Source organism: Pseudoalteromonas sp. L21 (genome assembly GCF_021728035.1).
Lineage (GTDB): Bacteria > Pseudomonadota > Gammaproteobacteria > Enterobacterales > Alteromonadaceae > Pseudoalteromonas > Pseudoalteromonas arabiensis.
Genome location: NZ_JAKKCV010000005.1, coordinates 339095 through 355579 on the forward strand (window position 1 = coordinate 339095; position 16485 = coordinate 355579).

The following is a 16485-nucleotide window of genomic DNA, read 5'->3' on the forward strand; positions in this document are numbered from 1 at the left end:
GAAGGGAAAATATTGCGTTATTATGTAAACTCTATGCAGTTATTGATCAATTTTAAGATCGATAAAGTCAAAATAATGAAAATTTAATCTAAAATATAAAAAGCCCGCAAAAATGCGGGCTTTAAAGTAAAAATACACTATTTACTTATTAAACAGCTTGCTGAATGATTACTTCATCTGCCTTTTTCGTATACTGAGGCATACGGTGGAAGTTTAAGTAACGGTATGTATCAGCTGCCGTTGCATTGATCTTAGCTGCGTACTCTTGGTACTCAGCAGGTGTAGGAAGTTTACCTAAGATTGCCGCTACTGCTGCAAGCTCTGCTGATGCTAAGAATACGTTTGCGCCAGTACCTAGACGGTTAGGGAAGTTACGCGTAGAGGTAGACACAACCGTTGCTTTATCAGCAACACGTGCTTGGTTACCCATACAGAGTGAACATCCTGGCGTTTCGATACGTGCACCTACACGGCCAAAGATACCGTAGTAACCTTCGTCAGTAAGCTGGTCTTTATCCATCTTCGTTGGTGGTGCAACCCAAAGTTGAGTTGGGATTCGACCACTGAAACCATCGAGTAGTTTACCTGCAGCACGGAAGTGACCGATGTTAGTCATACAAGAACCGATAAATACTTCATCGATTTTCTCGCCAGTAACGTCTGAAAGAAGGCGTGCATCATCAGGGTCATTTGGAGCACAAAGAATAGGCTCTTTAATGTCTGCAAGGTCGATTTCAAGTACATGTTTGTACTCTGCATCTGCATCCGCTTCCATAAGTTCAGGGTTAGCTAACCACTCTTGCATTGCGGTGATACGACGCTCAATAGTACGAACATCGCCGTAACCTTCAGAGATCATCCACTTAAGCATTACAATGTTTGACTCTAGGTATTCAGCAATAGACTCTTTAGAAAGTTTAACTGTACAACCTGCCGCTGAACGCTCAGCTGATGCATCAGAAAGCTCGAAAGCTTGCTCAACAGTTAGGTGCTCAACACCTTCGATTTCTAGTACGCGACCAGAGAATTCGTTGATTTTGCCTTTTTTCTCAACTGTTAGAAGACCTTCTTTGATACCAAAGTAAGGGATAGCATGAACTAGGTCACGTAGTGTGATACCTGGCTGCATTTCGCCTTTGAAACGAACTAAGATTGACTCAGGCATATCAAGAGGCATTACACCTGTTGCTGCTGCGAATGCTACCGCACCTGAACCCGCTGGGAATGAAATACCTAGAGGGAAACGAGTATGCGAGTCACCACCCGTACCTACTGTATCTGGTAATAACATACGGTTTAACCATGAGTGGATTACACCGTCACCTGGACGTAGTGATACACCGCCACGGTTCATGATGAAATCAGGAAGTGTGTGATGAGTGTTTACGTCGATTGGTTTAGGGTAAGCTGATGTATGACAGAAAGACTGCATTGTTAAGTCTGCAGAGAAACCTAAACATGCTAGATCTTTAAGTTCATCACGGGTCATAGGACCTGTTGTATCTTGCGAACCAACAGTGGTCATTTTCGGCTCACAGTATTGACCAGGACGTACGCCAGGCATGTTACATGCTTTACCAACCATCTTCTGAGCTAATGTGAAGCCTTTACCAGAATCAGTTACAAGAGCAGGTTTGCGGAAGATATCTTCAGCTTCCATACCTAGTGATGCACGCGCTTTATCCGTTAAACCACGACCGATGATTAGTGGAATACGACCACCAGCACGCACTTCATCAAGAATTACGTCTGATTTTAAAGAGAAAGTAGAGATTACTTCATCAGTACCGTGACGCTTAACAACACCTTCGTATGGGAAGATATCGATTTGGTCGCCCATGTTTAGCTCGTCAACAGGCAGTTCGATTGGCAATGCACCAGAATCTTCCATTGTGTTGAAGAAGATAGGCGCGATTTTACCGCCTAAACATACACCACCAACGCGTTTATTTGGTACGTGAGGAATATCATCACCCATGAACCAAAGTACAGAGTTAGTTGCAGATTTACGAGAAGAACCCGTACCAACTACATCACCAACGTACGCAAGAGGTAAACCTTTCGTTTTAAGCTCTTCTAGCTGTGAGATTGGCCCCACTTCACCTGGTTTGTCAGGATTGATGCCATCACGTTCATTCTTCAGCATTGCCAAAGCATGTAGTGGAATATCTGGACGTGACCATGCATCAGGTGCTGGAGAAAGGTCATCCGTATTTGTTTCGCCAGTTACTTTGAATACCGTAACTGAGATTTTTTCAGCAACTGCAGGCTTGTTTACAAACCACTCTGCATTTGCCCAAGACTCGATTACTTGCTTAGCAAACTCGTTACCTGCTTTCGCTTTTTCTTCTACATCGTAGAAAGCATCGAACATTAATAATGTGTTAGATAAACCTTTAACAACAATTGGTGCTAACGCTGCGTCATCTAAAAGATCAATCATAGGTGCAATGTTGTAACCACCTAACATAGTACCAAGTAGCTCAGCAGCTTTTTCTTTTGATACCAGTGGAGAGCTCGCTTCACCTTTTGCAACTGCAGCTAAGAAACCTGCTTTGATGTAAGCAGCATCATCAACACCTGGTGGTACGCGGTTAACAAGAAGATCAACAATAAACTCTTCTTCGCCTGCTGGTGGGTTTTTAATTAGTTCAATAAGATCAGCCGTTTGCTGAGCATCTAATGGCGCTGGTACGATACCTAACGCGGCACGTTCTTCTACGTGTTTACGATATTCTTGTAGCACAATATTGCCCTCTTGGTGACGTGAAAGTACTCGGTAGTATTAAACTAAATACCAAATATATAACCCAGTACTTATAGTATTCTGACGATTGATTATAAAGCTTTTAAGTATAGATGAAAATCCATGCTGCGGTTAGGCACTTTATATTCACTATAAATAGCATGAATAGTAGTTAAAAAAAAAGCTATTCAGATGAATATTTATTAAGTGAGAATCATTCTTATTTTGGCCATAAAAAAACCCAGCCACTTGGCTGGGTTTATCAAAACTTACAACTCACTATTAACGCATAACTTTTACACGTTGAGTTGATGTTAATTGTGCTTCAACACGACGGTTTTCAGCGTGAGCTTCTAAAGTGTTTGCTTCATTCTTCAAACGCTCTTCACCATAGCCTACAGTTGAAATACGATCTTCAGAGATGCCGTCTTTGATTAATTCATCAGCAACATCATCCGCACGCTTCTTAGATAGAGTCATATTGTACTCAGCATCACCTACTGCTGAAGCATGACCTTCTAAAACAACCGTTGCGTCTGTGTTTTCTTTCATGAAGGTAGCAACTTCAGCAATGTCATCAAAGTAGCGTTGTGGAACGGCTGCTGAGTCATGAGCAAAGCTAACTAGTAGGCTAATTGTTACTGGCTTCTCTTCATATAAAGTACAACCCGTTGCATCTACAGCATCTGTCATAGGCGTGTTTGCACATTGGTCATCAGCATCAAGTACACCATCATTATCAGAATCTGAATCTGTTGGCTCTTGAACAACAACTGGAGCTGGCTCAACAGGCGCCGCTGGCTCGCTTGATTGACCGAATAAGTAGCTTACACCAAACTTAGCGTTTAAGTCTGACTCACTGAACTCTAAACCTCGGTAGTAAGATGTTTCAAAGTTAACTGATAGACCTTCAGTTACAAAGTGCTGGTAACCTAAACCAATATTTGCAAATGTACTTTTCTCGTACACATCAATTTCTTTCAGACCTAATACACCGTAGAATGGACCACCAGAAAAATGGTGCAGCATGTCAATGCCGTATCTATCCATGTCCATGTCGTACTTATCACCCGTGATTAGGTGTTCAGTATCAATATTTCCATCAGCGTACTCTAAACGAGCACTCCAGTAATCTGAGAATCGGTAACCAATCTCAGCACCGAAGCCCGTTGCATAACCAGTTCTCACGTTAGGTGAGTAATCTGTTGCAATCCAAGATGCATCGTAGTAGTCACCGAATACACCGATATAAAAACCTTCTTTTTCTGCAGCAAATGTTGATGCACTAGTTGCAGCTAATGCGATCGCCATTGTAAGTGATTTTAATTTCATTGTTTCCTTCCCATTTTCACAATTAAAATTTTCAGCTAAGTCATCCCAGCCCATTTTATAAGCAGAATACTCTTCGTTTTGTTAACCTATACTTAATAGGTAGCAGGTTATACTACTAACTCAAATCATAGTTTGATTCAGGTCATTAGAAACTATAGGTGATAATATAAAACTTACCTAATACTATAGTTAAATCGTCATTCAAATTAACAATGCGTTATTATTGTTAATAAATAATTACTATAAATTAACTAGAAAAAATAAACCTAATAACAGGGCGCGTTAACTTAAATATAAAGAGCGTTCTGTCATATTTTTTAGCGTAGGTGTTAAATATTACACTTAGGCACAGTCGCTAACAATCAGCCTTTTCTGGAATTTTTTAAGTTCCACAAAAAGTTTGATAATTCGCATCACCTTCCTTAGGAGGCGCGTACCAATGTGTATTTTCAGCTTTATAAATATAAGGATTTGATATCACTTTCAAAAATGCTTCCAATGAAGCGCTTTTTCCAGAGCCCTCATATTCACCTATAATCATTTCGATATTATGGTTGCGTGGAATGACTGCAGGATTAACAGCACGCATCGTTTTATAACTTTGAGTAGATGTTCTTAAAAACCATTTTTTATACCATTCTTTTATATTGGCAGGTATGGTTACCTGAGACTGTAATGACTCAGTCAAAAGATTAAATGTGTTGGTATAATCCAATTTATGTTGCTTCATTAACGTCAACAATTCAGAAACAAGTATATGCTCATCTTCTTCCATGCTTTCTAAGCCCAGCTTTTGTTGCCACATCAAATTAAAGGCATCATTGAACCGAGTTGAAAAACTATTTATAACCGCCGAAAGGTCTATAAGCGCTTGTTTTTCATCTTTAAATAAGAGCAATAGACTTTCAGCTAGGCGTGCACAATTCCAATTAGCAATCGTCGGCTGATTACCAAATGCATAGCGCCCTTGGTGATCAATTGAGCTGAACACAGTATCAAAATCAAAGTTGTTCATCATAGCGCAAGGACCATAATCAATGGTTTCACCACTTATCAAGGTATTATCAGTATTCATAACTCCGTGTATAAAACCGACACGCATCCAACTTACTATCAACTCAATTTGTTTGTCTTGTACAGCTGTTAAAAAGTCAATATAGCGCTTTTCACCCGTGCTATTAATTTCAGGAAAATGACAACTGATAGCGTAATCGACAAGCTTTTCTAACCCTTCTATATCACCCTGTGTTGCTAAGTATTGAAATGAACCTACACGTATATGGCTTTTAGCTAAGCGAGTGACGACTGCACCAGGTCGAGGAGGATTGCGATATACTGTTTCACCAGTAGTCACCACAGCTAAACAGCGTGTAGTCGCGATACCTAGCGCATGAAGCGCCTCACTCATAATGTACTCACGTACTGCAGGGCCAATGGCACAGCGACCATCACCACCGCGCGAGAATACAGTTGCTCCCGCCCCTTTTAATTGCACATCCCACAATGTGCCTCCTTGATCCTCAATCGCACCAAGCAAATGCGCTCTGCCATCACCAAGACGCGGTGAAAAATGACCAAACTGATGACCTGAGTAACCAAGTGCAACCGGAGCAACGGCGCTATCTATCGTTGAACCAGATAGCAATTTAGCTAAAAGTTCGCTGTCATGTTTAATTAAAAAGTTATCAGCTAGCCTATCATTGAATAGCAGTAATTGCGGCTCAGCAACGGCGCTCGGCATATCTTTAATGGCAAGCAGTTCACTAATATCTGTGTATCGAGTTTGCAGTTTCATAGCTGTCCTTAACGTGTGGCTACACCTACGCGGTTATCACCAACCCCATAGGCCACAAGCTGACTAAGTGCTTGCAGGCTATAGCCACTTTGCTGTTGTAGTTCATTGAAAAAATCTTGCGCTGCTTGTAACGATTTTTTAGTTTGTAAGCCCCCGTCTATCAACTCGTGAGCACGCAAGTAGGTTTCTACATCGCGAGAAAGTAAAAAGGTATCTTTACCAAGCGCTCGCAAAGCGTAAGGGCCAGTATTCCCTCCTAAACGCGCACCATGTTTTTTAAGATAGGCCCACAAGCCAATAATATTGTCAGTTGGCCAATCCGCAATAAACTGGCTGAAGCTGCCATGTTTCTCAGCAACTTCGTGGATCATGTATGCGTTTTCTGGGATCGTTTGTACTTTTTTAAAATTACGAACTATGCGCTCGTCACTGGCTTTTTGCTCAAGCATATCCGGTGGCATCATCAACAATTTTTCTACGCTGAAATCCCAAAACACGTCGCGAAAACCTGCCCACTTGTTATTGATAACAGACCAATAAAAGCCACTTTGAAAAACTTTACGTGTGAACTCTTCTAACCATAAATCGTCATGCATTTTGGCAATATCAGTATCATCGAGCGGGTTTGATAACAGTGCCTGCAGCATGTCTTCGCTGCCCTTTCGAGATACGGCTCGTTGATAAATATCGTTAAATTTTTCCATCATTTTTCCAATTTATTTGGTTAACGCTAAGTGTACGTAAAAACACGCTTATACGTAACCATGTTGCAAAATCGGTCACTAAAAACAAACCCTTCGCCTTGACACCTAGATGGCTAAAATGCTTTAATCGCCGAATATACCCTATTTAACTATGTTGGCTTTAACCTTTAAAGCGAGCATAAAGGGCTGGAAGAGGTGCGTTATTCAGGTAGCGTATGGGAAGAGCACAGACTCTGTTGATCATACGTGAGGGGAATTAACGCCGAGAAGTAACACCGTTTGTGAGGTGCTTATTTCGGGCGACTGGGCTGAATCCCAGCGACTGTCACCAACAATAGCAAAGTGCTATTGATTAGTTTGGTGGAGAGCTTCTGGTCTTAGTATAATAAGGCCGTCGCGTCTTTATTATTTTAAGCCCATTCGCTCTTCGAATTATACCTTGTTCGAATGACGACATGCGGCTCCATTCAAATGTTCCCGCATAAACTCTTCGAATACCTTATAAGTTCGTGAGAGATGATCAACAATTTTGATTTAAACGACTATCCATTATGGACAGCGCTTGTCACGCCATTTTCTGAATCTGGCGAGGTCGATTACACGGCCCTTGAACAACTGGTGGCTGAGCAGCAAGATGCAAATAACGGCATTTTATTACTTGGCAGTACCGGTGAAGGACTGGCGCTTTCACTTAAAGAGCAGCAAGCCATTGTTGAGCATGTTTGCCAATTAGCACCGAGTGTCCCCCTCATGGTTGCTGTAGGCGGCATGAACCTTAAGCAACAAATTGCTTGGGTTGAATACTGCAATCAACTCCCTATTCATGGCTATCTATTGGGCTCACCTCTGTATGCAAAACCTGGGGTTGTTGGCCAAACACATTGGTTTGAAAGCCTACTTAACGCAAGTCATCACCCTTGTATGTTGTATAACGTACCTGGAAGAAGCGCAGTTGAGATTGCACCCCAGGTGATCAAAAACCTTGCTGAGCACGAAAACCTGTGGGCTTTAAAAGAAGCCAGTGGCGACATTAGTAAATTTGAAGGTTTTAGAACGGCATCGCCAACACTGGCCATTTTCAGTGGCGATGATGCACTTATGCCATATTTTGCTCAAGCTGGTGCAAAAGGTTTAGTGTCGGTTGCCGCGAATGCTTGGCCGAGTCAAACCCATGAGTTTGTTAAACGCAGTTTAAGTGGTCAATACCCAAATCTATTCACCGATTGGTCGCAAGCAATCCAAAGTTTATTCGCTGTGGCAAACCCAATCCCCGTAAAAGTACTGATGCACCTGCAAGGTAAAATAAATACCCCGCATTTACGTCCGCCGCTTACGCATTTAGAGCTTGAGCAAACAGACGGCATCACCCACGCAAACAACACAATTTTATCTTGGAACTAAAAACAGGTTTTATCATGAGCTGGTTAGAATTATTAAACAACTTAGAATCAGGCGCAGTTCGCGCAGCAACACAAGACGAGAACGGCAACTGGCACGCCAATGTTGACGTTAAGCAAGGCATTTTAGAAGCTTTCAAAAATGGCACGAATACCGAGTTCCCAGGTGGTTTTGTTGATAAGCACAACTTAGCACCACAAGGCTTTGCAGCCGATGCAGGCGTGCGTATGGTACCAGGTGGTAGCAGTGTTCGTCGTGGCGCACACGTTGCCAAAGGCACGATTATCATGCCACCAGCGTATGTAAATATTGGTGCTTTTATCGATGAAGGCACGATGGTCGACAGCCACGCACTAGTGGGCTCATGCGCACAAGTAGGTAAAAATGTCCACCTAAGTGCAGCAGTACAGTTAGGTGGCGTACTTGAGCCAATTGGTGCCAGCCCAGTGGTGATTGAAGATGATGCATTCATCGGCGCAGGCTGCGTTATTGTTGAAGGTGTGGTTGTGAAAAAAGGTGCTGTGCTTGCGCCGGGTGTGCGCTTATCTGCAACTATTCCCGTCTACGATTGTGTGAATGAGCGCCAGCTAGATAAAGGTGAAGCGATCCCAGAAAACGCGATTGTGATCCCAGGCTCTCGCCCTGCTTCAAATGCGTGGGCTCGCGAGCAAGGTCTAAGCATGTCTTGTGCACTGATAGTGAAATACCGTGACGAACAAAGCGATGCATCATTATTGTTAGAAGAGGTTTTACGTTAATGAGCTTTTTGAGCACGCCCATCAAGCAAGCGGTTGCACACGTTTCAACGCATCTTGATACGCCATTTTTTATCTATGATTTAGATAAATTAACTGCACATTTAAATCAACTGACTGCGCAAACCGATGTGAAACTTTGGTATGCCGTTAAGGCCAACCCACTGTCTCGCATTATTCAATGTTTAGACAGCGCAGGGTTTAACTTTGATGTTGCAAGCAAAGGTGAACTTGAGCAAGTACTTGCTCAGGGCATCGATAGCGAGCGCGTGCTCAACACAGGGCCTGCAAAGAGCCCTACACAAATTTCACATTTTATTGCTCGCGGCGTACGTACCTTTGTGGCCGAGAGCATTAACCAAGTGCGCTGGTTAAACGAACAAGCAATGAAAGCAAATTGTCAGTTGCAAATTCTATTGCGTGTACAACTGCGTTGGCCAGACAGCGAAAAGAACCCGCTTGGCGGCGACAGCCTCACTCCTTTTGGTTTGGGCTGTGATGAGTGGCAAGCTCTCACGGTCAGTGATTACCCAGCTCTTAGCTTTGACGGTCTGCATATTTTCCAATGGGGCAATATGCTGAGCACTAACAAGCTCGCAGAGTTATGGCGCACGATGATCTCGCCATTACAACAGCTGGCTAACTCACTAAATATTAATCTTAATATTCTCGATTTAGGCGGGGGCTTAGGCATCCCTTATACCCAAGATGCTAACCGACTTGATTGGTCTGCACTTATCGAGACCCTCGCGAGCATTAAAGCTGATGCTGGTGTCAAAGAGCTTTGGATGGAACTTGGCCGCTATGCGGTGGGCGAATGTGGTCATTACGCAACCCCAGTCGTTGAGCGCAAAGAGAATTACAATCAACAGCAGGTGATTTTATCAGGCGGTATTAACCATTTACTTCGCCCTGCAGTGACAAGCCAAAATTTTCCTGCGGCGTTATTGCGTAAATCGACAGCTGAACCTAAGGCAATGACTTTATACGGCCCACTTTGCACCGCCCTTGATTGCTTGGGTGAACACCAATTAGCAAGCGATTTAAATGAACAAGACTGGTTGGTATTCAGCCAATGTGGTGCATACGGCTTTACCGAAAGTATGCCGTACTTTTTATGCCACGAATTAGCGGCTGAATACATCCTTGAACAAGGCAATATTGAGTGCATCCGTAGCGCTGAAAATGCCAGCTATTATTTAAGGTAATTGCCATGAGTAAAGAATTAATCAGCCAAGAGAATATTGTGGTTGGCGAGATTGCCAACGGCCTACCACTGACAATCCCTGTGTATCGCTTAAAAGGCGATGGCTCAGGACCAAACGTGTATGTACAAGCCAATATGCACGGCGCTGAAGTACAAGGTAATGCAGTAATTTATCAATTGCTTGAGCAGCTAAAATCTCTCAAACTGCGTGGCGATATTACCCTAGTGCCTTATGCCAACCCTATTGGTTGCAACCAAAAATCAGGTGAGTTTACCTTAGGTCGCTTCGATCCAATTACGGGCACCAACTGGAACCGTATGTATCGCTTTAACAAAGCGTTACCATCACAAATTGCTGAACAGCACAAAGACAGTGATGATGCGACCCTTAAAGCAGCGTTTAAACGGGCACTCGTTACTGACATTGACAGCCAATTAACGGGCCCAGATTACAGCCTAACAACCGGTAAACGTATTGCCCTTAACTTGCAAAAGCTCGCCCATCAGGCTGATATTGTTTTAGACCTTCACACTGGGCCTATCTCAAGTCAGCACTTATACTGCCCTGAATACGCTAAAGGCAGCGCCCGCTATTTCAACATTGAGCATGTGTTATTGATCCCGAATGATTTTGATGGCGCGATGGATGAAGCGAGTTTCTGTCCTTGGTGGTCGCTTTCTGAAGAACTTGCCAAACAAGGCCGTGAATTTGCAGTTCCAGTCGAAGCATTCACCGTTGAGTTAGGTAGCCAAGAAAAAATCGATTTAAGTGCAGCACTTGAAGACGCAAATAGTATTTTAAGTTACCTCAACCACAAAGAGGTATTGGTTGATGCAGCATATCAACCAAAAGTGATGACACGCTATGCCAGTATGCTTGAAGATTATATTGCTTACTACGCCCCCATGGGCGGCATGGTCGAATACCTTGCCCCGCTGGGTGGCCATATTAAAGCGGGTGAACCTATCGCCCATATCCTACGAATGGAGCGTTATCTATCAGAACAACCATTGCAAACACTCAGTTTTGATAAAGATGCAATTGCCATTTTACACTTCGCGTCAGCAAGCGTGAATCAAGGCACCGAATTATATAAGTTTTTTACCAACGTATTTGAGCTATAAGCTCACCTCTTCTCATTGCGTGAGAGTCACGGCTTAGGCCGTAACAGCAGAGCCCCAAGTTTCGCTTGGGGCTCTATTTACCTAAAAATTTAACAATTCAGTACAAGTTCACGGTTACTTATGTAAAAATCGTTATACTTATCTCAACTTCACCTCTATTCAATAAGGAAATCGCAATGGGATGGCGCATGTGGCTAGCTGTCGCTAGTTTACTTTCTGTACCTGTTATGGCGCAGACTGAAGAAACAAAAACCAATGAACAAGATGACGCGCTCGAATTAGTAAAACAATGTATTTTAAATGAAGCGATTGGCGGTGACGGTAAACAAACACTCGAAGAACTTCGCAAAAAATGCTCAGACTTAGATGAAAGTAAAAAGCTTACTGCACTTGATAAACGAAAAGCACGCGAGGAAGTAAGTAAAAAGAACCGCAATGTAATCACGCCGCATAAACGTAACTATATCTTGCCACTGTCTTACGTATCGCACCCAAATACTCGCCCTTTTGACGGTTTGAAGGATCTGGCAGAAGAAACAAATGGTGAGCCTCTCGATAACCTAGAAGTAAAATATCAGCTATCAATTAAGGTACCTGTCTTTGAGGGCTTCTCAGATAAAGACCAAGGTGTGTATTTTGCGTTTACGATGCAGTCGTTTTGGCAGTTTTACAACAAAGATATTTCGTCACCATTTCGTGAAACTAACTATGAGCCAGAAGTTTTCTGGATAAACTACCTTGATGAAGAAAATGTCTTGTGGGGAGATGAAATGGCAATTGCGATTGGTGCATCACATCAATCAAATGGCCGCAGCCAACCAAACTCACGTTCATGGAACCGTATTTATGCCAACTTTTTATGGGAAAAAGAGGGGTTCGTGTTTGGTTTCAAGCCTTGGTACCGCATCCCAGAAGATAAAAAAGACGATGAACTAGAAGCCAGTGGTGATGACAACCCTGATATCTATAAATACATGGGTTACTTTGAGTTTTCTGGCGCTTACCGTTATAACGAACATGAATTCAGCTTTATGACACGTAATAATCTAAATTCAGATAATCGTGGGGCAATTCAACTCGATTGGTCTTTCCCTCTTTGGGGCAGGTTACGTGGTTATGCACAGTACTTTAATGGTTATGGTGAGAGTTTGATTGATTACAACGCCGATATTGAACGCTTTGGCGTGGGTATTCTGTTAACTGACTTACTTTAACTGCAATAAATAATGAAGAGCGAGCTTTAGTTAGCTCGCTCTGAATATTCGTTATTTTTTAACGATGAAGTGACCTTCAAATTCTGCAACTAACACATCACCATCATAAATATTTACAGGAACATGATAGCTTGCCTTACCATTTGCCTCTAAATCGGTGAGTTTACCTTTACAGCCTTTTAGTTCAACGCATCCACGTGGATCATTATTCAGTGGTTTAAGGTATTTAATGTTGGCATCAGCTAACACGATATTCCCTTCAAGGCCTGCTTCTTTCAGTGCAAGGTAAGTTGCTCCCCACCCTGTTAATGTGGCTAAACTATAAATAGAGCCAGCAAACATGGTGTTGTGAAGGTTTAAGTTCGCATCTAAATCAGCACGGGTAGTAAACTGCCAATCAGTATAACTTTCAACTTTAATACCCATCGCATCACTAATTGGAATTGATTCACGCCATGTATTTTGTAGCACCTGTGTCCAATTGGGGTGACGGAACCAGCCTGGTTCAGAGGGCTTTTGTTTAATCATTTTCCAGTGCTGTACGTCATCATAAGCTAAATGTGCTTTTTCCTTTAATTCATATCCATGACGCTTATAGAAATCAAGAGCTCGCTCACGAGCAAACAACACGAGTTCATCTGCATCTTGAGTCCATGCGATTTTTTCTAATTCATGTAATAAACGGCTACCAATATGCTGATTGCGGTTACCTTCGGCTACCGCCATGTAACGTACTTGCGCTTGCTGATGATTATTAAAGTGAAGACGTGCCACACCTAATACTTCACCATCATTATTTTTGATAAAGCGGTGCTCTGCGTCTTGCTCTAGATCATCCTGTTCAGAACCGCGCGGCTCGCCCCATGGCGCTCTTAAAACCTGCCAACGCAATGAATAATACGCTTGCCAATCTTCGCTGCTTTGTGGGGTGGTCACTTTAAACATAAATACTCCTGTGATAATTCAGCCATCTCATGTTGTTTTTTCGTGGCCTAACGAATGCAAATTACGATACGCTATCTTCCATCAAGTTGGAATAATACTTTGGTGACCTAGCCAAAATTATTATTCTTCGCTGTAAAAACTACTGCACAATTGGCACTTTAGCTAGGCTGGTCTATGCTGAAGTAATTGTCATACTTTATACACAAAAACTTAAAGGCCCGAAATATGGAACATTTTTTTGAACCCAGTGGCGCGATAAAACAGTGTTTCATTGAAGATTGCCACAGGCTCGGGCAGCTTATTTATTGGCATAAGCAAGGCAGGGAGTCTATTCAAGTAAGACAAATGAATCAGTTTCGCTGGCTGCTAATTAATGAAACATTACAATCTGTAGTCGAAAAGCGTCGCCCTGCACGATTACTTTTCCCTCATTTACAGTACCTTGCAAGGCTTTGGCAAGAGTTGGAGGAACCCAACAAAATACTCGAGCTGGGGTTAGGTGGAGGTGCTATCCGAAATTATTTACAGCATACCTACCCGCAAAGCCACTTAACTTCTGTTGATAAAAACCCCGATATTATTCACTGCTACAAACGTTATTTTGGTGGTCATCATGATAATAATTTACGCTGCTTCGATGCTCAGCAGGTGTTAGAGCAAGGCCATGAGTATGATTGGATTATTTTAGATTTATTCAGTGAAGTAGATGCACCATTATTTTTATTTAAACATCAATTTTATGCCAAGTTACGTGCAGCAATGGCAAAAGATGGCTTACTATTCATAAATTTTCTGTCAAACCATCCATCACAGCTAAAACAACTTGAGCACTTACTCATCACTGAATTTGGTAAACGCCCAAGTATTGAAAAAATTCCTAACTACGTCAATCATATCGTCATGATCACAAAGTAATCATACTGATAGGTTAAACGTTACAGGGCCATCGTTGCACAGGCTCACTTGCATGTCAGCTGCAAATTGCCCAGTCGCTACACGTAAACCGGCCTCTTTTGCTTGAGCGATAAAATACTCATATAACTCATTTGCCTGCGCTGGTGTGCCCGCACTTGAAAAGCTTGGACGCATGCCCTTTTTAGTGTCAGCCGCTAGCGTAAACTGCGAAACCACTAAAAGCTCTCCCTTGATATCATTCAAACTTAAGTTCATCTTTCCTTGTTCATCGGTAAAAATGCGGTAATTACTAACTTTATGTAAAAGCTTCTGAGCGCTTTGCTCAGTATCTTGTTTTTCCACACCTAATAGCAGCAAAATACCTTGTGAAATTTCACCCACTACTTCGCCTGCCACTTCTACTTTCGCTTGTGTAACTCTTTGAATTAAGCCTTGCATTGCTCCCTCGATAACTTGATATACATTAAATCTGCGGCACGTCGCATTGCCGCCAAATATACCTGATTATCACTGCTGTGCCCAATGCCATCTAATATCAACAATTGCGCATTGAGCCGCTCTGCTAATTGCTGCACCGCACTGTAACGACACACCAAATCAGCTCGACCATGAATAAACCAAGTAGGGATATGCGCCAATATATTACTGTGTTTCGTAATATAGTGATCCTCAATAAAGCAACGATGACGAAAGTAGTGAACCATTAAGCGTGCTTGATTCAGTGCTGAGTGGGGTTCAGATATACACCAGCTTGTACATGGCTCAGCGTGACATAAAACCTGCTCCCAATGACACCATCTTTTTGCATACTTATTAGCATTTATTTGGTCTTCACTACTAAGCTGGCATTGATAAAAATCTAATAGCTGCGACCAATCGCGCAGTTCTCCTGCAAATTCTCTATAGCTTTCTGGGTAAAATTGGGCGCCAGCCCCTTGTTGTGAATACAACCATGCAAAATCACTTTCACAGGCTAAGAAACTAGCACGTAGAAGCAGCCCTGCAACGGATTCAGGATGACTAATCGCATAGAGCAAAGCCAATGTTGCTCCCCAAGACTCACCACTAACAAGCCACTTTTTAACGCCAAGCTGGATGCGTAAAAATTCAAGATCAGAGATCAAATCTTGGGTCGTGTTCGCTTGCGTTCCGTGGGGTGTAGAGTGACCGCATCCACGCTGACTAAACATAATTACACGATAACGCTGAAGATCGAAAAACCGACAATTTTCAGGGCATAGTCCAGAACCAGGCCCCCCATGACAGACAACGACAGCGATGCCACTGGGCTCTCCGAACTCCTGAACATGAATTTGATGACCATCCCCTACACTCAGATGATAGTCGCGGTTAGCTACGTATTGTGGATGAAACTGCACCTTGCTCTCCTTAGGTGCAGTTGGTTTAAATATCTATATCAGGGGTGTCTTCAATTTTTTCCGGGCTGATACAAACGGTAAACTCTGCACCGAGTAAAACAACAATCCACGACAAATATACCCATACAAACAAAATAGGAATGGTCGCCAGGGCCCCATAAATAACCTCATAGGATGGGAAATGACTGATATACAGTGCAAAACCTTTTTTCGTCAGCTCGAACAACATGGCTGCAAATAAAGCCCCTGGTATTGCCGCCTTAAATGGAACTCGTGTGTTAGGTACTAAAGTATAGAGCATAATAAAGCCCACCATGGAAATAACGTAAGGTAAAAGCTTTAATAAGAATCCACTAAAACCGGGGATCCCTTGATCTGCAAAAGACACTAACGACACAATATAAGAGGTCACGCCAATACTTGCCCCCAATAACACAGGTCCTAAGCTTAAAACCATCCAATACACGGCAAAAGAAATCATCATCGGCCGTTTTTTCTTGATTCGCCAAATACGATTGAGGGTAGCATCGACATTTCTAATCAATAACAACGACACAGCCGCTAAAAAGCCGACCCCGACTGCCGTCATCTTATTTGCGTTACCAGCAAAAGAACTGATATGCTCTTTAATAACATCAGTCGATGTGGGAACTAAGTTAGTAAATAGAAAGTTTTCGATTGTCACTAAGGTACTCTCAAACCCAGGAAATGCAGAAAATATCGCCACGCCCACGGCAACAAGTGGTACAATCGATAGCAAGGTCACATACGCCAAATAGCCAGCATTAACCGTAATTTGATCATCGATACATCGCGTCAAATACTGCATCCACCAACTAGGTTGCTGCTTTAGGAAAATACTTATTTGCAGCTTAAAACGACTGAGCTTCTCATCCATAGAATCAACTTTCTGCTAAAATGTTTTGATAATCATAGCAATCCGCCACATAATTTGAAATGACAGGCATCC

At 42.5% G+C, this 16485-nt stretch carries 14 protein-coding genes and 1 riboswitch; of the genes, 6 read left to right on the plus strand and 8 right to left on the minus strand.

Annotated features, from left to right (window positions below):
* Window positions 1-148: 148 nt before the first annotated feature.
* The 4 genes from acnB to L3V41_RS16060 form a co-directional block, all read right to left on the minus strand.
* Window positions 149-2746: a bifunctional aconitate hydratase 2/2-methylisocitrate dehydratase gene (acnB, locus tag L3V41_RS16045; RefSeq protein ID WP_237128082.1), complete on the minus strand. Its 2598-nt coding sequence runs from the start codon at window positions 2744-2746 to the stop codon at window positions 149-151.
* Window positions 2747-3028: 282 nt separating this feature from the next.
* The gene (locus tag L3V41_RS16050; protein WP_062568263.1) at window positions 3029-4078 is read right to left on the minus strand and encodes an OmpA family protein; all 1050 of its coding nucleotides are present in this window, start codon (window positions 4076-4078) and stop codon (window positions 3029-3031) included.
* Between the two features lie 382 nt (window positions 4079-4460).
* Window positions 4461-5873, minus strand: a complete 1413-nt coding sequence (locus L3V41_RS16055; protein WP_237128083.1) for a protein adenylyltransferase SelO family protein — start codon at window positions 5871-5873, stop codon at window positions 4461-4463.
* An 8-nt stretch (window positions 5874-5881) separates the two neighbouring features.
* Window positions 5882-6577, minus strand: a complete 696-nt coding sequence (locus L3V41_RS16060; RefSeq protein WP_237128084.1) for a DNA-3-methyladenine glycosylase I — start codon at window positions 6575-6577, stop codon at window positions 5882-5884.
* A 182-nt stretch (window positions 6578-6759) separates the two neighbouring features.
* Window positions 6760-6956: riboswitch (Lysine riboswitch) on the plus strand.
* 137 nt (window positions 6957-7093) lie between these two features.
* Between L3V41_RS16060 and dapA the strand changes: the two genes are divergently transcribed.
* The 5 genes from dapA to L3V41_RS16085 all read left to right on the plus strand — a co-directional run bounded on the left by dapA (window position 7094) and on the right by L3V41_RS16085 (window position 12276).
* Window positions 7094-7978, plus strand: coding sequence for a 4-hydroxy-tetrahydrodipicolinate synthase (gene dapA / locus L3V41_RS16065; RefSeq protein ID WP_237128085.1), 885 nt, complete (start codon window positions 7094-7096; stop codon window positions 7976-7978).
* A 14-nt stretch (window positions 7979-7992) separates the two neighbouring features.
* Entirely contained in the window at window positions 7993-8733 is a 741-nt protein-coding gene (locus L3V41_RS16070) for a 2,3,4,5-tetrahydropyridine-2,6-dicarboxylate N-succinyltransferase (protein WP_237128086.1), read from the plus strand.
* A complete protein-coding gene (locus tag L3V41_RS16075; protein WP_237128087.1) occupies window positions 8733-9938 on the plus strand; it encodes a PLP-dependent decarboxylase in 1206 nt (401 codons plus the stop codon). The genes L3V41_RS16070 and L3V41_RS16075 overlap by 1 nt, the downstream gene beginning before the upstream one ends.
* A 5-nt stretch (window positions 9939-9943) precedes the next feature.
* Window positions 9944-11062 (plus strand): succinylglutamate desuccinylase/aspartoacylase family protein, encoded by a 1119-nt coding sequence (locus L3V41_RS16080; RefSeq protein ID WP_193988154.1) that lies wholly within the window; start codon window positions 9944-9946, stop codon window positions 11060-11062.
* A gap of 176 nt (window positions 11063-11238) precedes the next feature.
* On the plus strand, window positions 11239-12276 hold the full coding sequence (locus L3V41_RS16085; RefSeq protein WP_193988153.1) for a phospholipase A: 1038 nt from the start codon (window positions 11239-11241) through the stop codon (window positions 12274-12276).
* A gap of 51 nt (window positions 12277-12327) precedes the next feature.
* On the opposite strand, the gene L3V41_RS16090 is transcribed toward L3V41_RS16085, so the two are convergent.
* Window positions 12328-13221: a bifunctional GNAT family N-acetyltransferase/hotdog fold thioesterase gene (locus L3V41_RS16090; protein ID WP_193988152.1), complete on the minus strand. Its 894-nt coding sequence runs from the start codon at window positions 13219-13221 to the stop codon at window positions 12328-12330.
* Window positions 13222-13446: 225 nt separating this feature from the next.
* Here L3V41_RS16090 and L3V41_RS16095 point away from each other — a divergent pair, with 225 nt between their 5' ends.
* A complete protein-coding gene (locus tag L3V41_RS16095) occupies window positions 13447-14136 on the plus strand; it encodes a fused MFS/spermidine synthase (protein ID WP_062568230.1) in 690 nt (229 codons plus the stop codon).
* Here L3V41_RS16095 and dtd read toward each other — a convergent pair whose 3' ends face one another.
* From dtd to L3V41_RS16110, 3 genes are read right to left on the minus strand one after another with little or no spacing between them, the layout of a single operon-like run.
* Window positions 14137-14574, minus strand: a complete 438-nt coding sequence (gene dtd / locus L3V41_RS16100; RefSeq protein WP_062568229.1) for a D-aminoacyl-tRNA deacylase — start codon at window positions 14572-14574, stop codon at window positions 14137-14139.
* Entirely contained in the window at window positions 14562-15515 is a 954-nt protein-coding gene (locus L3V41_RS16105) for an alpha/beta fold hydrolase (RefSeq protein ID WP_062568228.1), read from the minus strand. The genes dtd and L3V41_RS16105 overlap by 13 nt, the downstream gene beginning before the upstream one ends.
* A 25-nt stretch (window positions 15516-15540) precedes the next feature.
* On the minus strand, window positions 15541-16413 hold the full coding sequence (locus tag L3V41_RS16110) for a virulence factor BrkB family protein (RefSeq protein ID WP_062568227.1): 873 nt from the start codon (window positions 16411-16413) through the stop codon (window positions 15541-15543).
* Between the last annotated feature and the right edge of the window lie 72 nt (window positions 16414-16485).

Bases quoted from the DNA above. Each gene is read 5' to 3' on its own strand.
- L3V41_RS16055 (WP_237128083.1), bottom strand. From the start codon at position 5,873: ATGAAACTGCAAACTCGATACACAGATATTAGTGAACTGCTTGCCATT.
- L3V41_RS16080 (WP_193988154.1), top strand. From the start codon at position 9,944: ATGAGTAAAGAATTAATCAGCCAAGAGAATATTGTGGTTGGCGAGATT.
- L3V41_RS16060 (WP_237128084.1), bottom strand. From the start codon at position 6,577: ATGGAAAAATTTAACGATATTTATCAACGAGCCGTATCTCGAAAGGGC.
- L3V41_RS16070 (WP_237128086.1), top strand. From the start codon at position 7,993: ATGAGCTGGTTAGAATTATTAAACAACTTAGAATCAGGCGCAGTTCGC.
- L3V41_RS16050 (WP_062568263.1), bottom strand. From the start codon at position 4,078: ATGAAATTAAAATCACTTACAATGGCGATCGCATTAGCTGCAACTAGT.
- L3V41_RS16085 (WP_193988153.1), top strand. From the start codon at position 11,239: ATGGGATGGCGCATGTGGCTAGCTGTCGCTAGTTTACTTTCTGTACCT.
- dtd (WP_062568229.1), bottom strand. From the start codon at position 14,574: ATGCAAGGCTTAATTCAAAGAGTTACACAAGCGAAAGTAGAAGTGGCA.
- L3V41_RS16110 (WP_062568227.1), bottom strand. From the start codon at position 16,413: ATGGATGAGAAGCTCAGTCGTTTTAAGCTGCAAATAAGTATTTTCCTA.
- L3V41_RS16095 (WP_062568230.1), top strand. From the start codon at position 13,447: ATGGAACATTTTTTTGAACCCAGTGGCGCGATAAAACAGTGTTTCATT.
- L3V41_RS16090 (WP_193988152.1), bottom strand. From the start codon at position 13,221: ATGTTTAAAGTGACCACCCCACAAAGCAGCGAAGATTGGCAAGCGTAT.
- dapA (WP_237128085.1), top strand. From the start codon at position 7,094: ATGATCAACAATTTTGATTTAAACGACTATCCATTATGGACAGCGCTT.
- L3V41_RS16075 (WP_237128087.1), top strand. From the start codon at position 8,733: ATGAGCTTTTTGAGCACGCCCATCAAGCAAGCGGTTGCACACGTTTCA.